Source organism: Weissella sp. DD23 (assembly GCF_001579105.1).
In the GTDB taxonomy this organism is placed as follows: domain Bacteria; phylum Bacillota; class Bacilli; order Lactobacillales; family Lactobacillaceae; genus Weissella; species Weissella cibaria.
Genome location: NZ_KQ970390.1, coordinates 131,400 through 132,336, shown reverse-complemented (window position 1 = coordinate 132,336; position 937 = coordinate 131,400). Strand labels below are relative to the sequence as shown.

Annotated in this window: 1 pseudogene; it reads right to left on the bottom strand. The window is 37.2% G+C overall.

The features are described from left to right. Positions 1-937, bottom strand: a pseudogene (locus tag WEIDD23_RS13315) (hypothetical protein); the annotation flags it as partial.

Sequence of the window (937 nt, the reverse complement as noted above, 5' to 3'; positions counted from 1 at the left end):
AACTGCAATATCCCCACGAAGAGTTGGCTCATTTTTATAACCTTCTAAATCTGGGATTAAATCAAGTAATTCTTTTTCACTAAGTTGGCTAGCTTTTACTAAGTCTTCAAACGTGTCCATATTGCTGAACATTCCAAAGGGCGTAAATGATGCTGGATCCACTTCATTGATAAACGATGGTACACGCCACGCCTTTCTAGACCCATAAACGAATTCAGACTTAATATTAAGATTATTTTTATCAATCAGCACATCCGCAATTTGTTTCAAGTAATAACCATCACGCGAAATGAAGTAAACAGTTTGGTATCCACGACGAATAGCATCATTAATTGCCCAGTCAACATATGGCACCAAAATAGATCCAACATATGCGAATGCGAAATACTTTGATGAATCAAATGTCATTTCCTCATCATCGACATGTGACCACCGATAGCGATGCATTGCAGTTGCCAGTTTGAACATATCATATTTAATGTCATTTGGCGCCTTATTAATCAACGTTTCTTCAAACGGCAAAAACGAATCCATATCATGGTTCACAGTGTTAATACCGATTCTGCGGGGTACTGTGCCATCAGCTCTCTTATTATCCCCGTGGTGAATCCATTCTGCGTACTCATATTTCTTATCAAAGAAAATATATGTGAATAAACGTCCCGTTGATTTTTGATACCCAATTTCTGAAGATACATACAATGGGATATTAACAAGTGATTCATCAGCCTGAGCTATCATCTTTTTGATGACATCTTTAGGCAAATACATATCACTTACCAGATAGACATCTGCTCCCTCGGCCTGTAATGCATGCAACTCATCAATCCTAGATTGAATTGGTTCTACGGCTTCAATTTCAGCTTCAACTTCAGCATTATAAAGAAGTTGAACCTGTTGATCATCCAAATCAAAATTGTTTTTTAAACGATCCAAA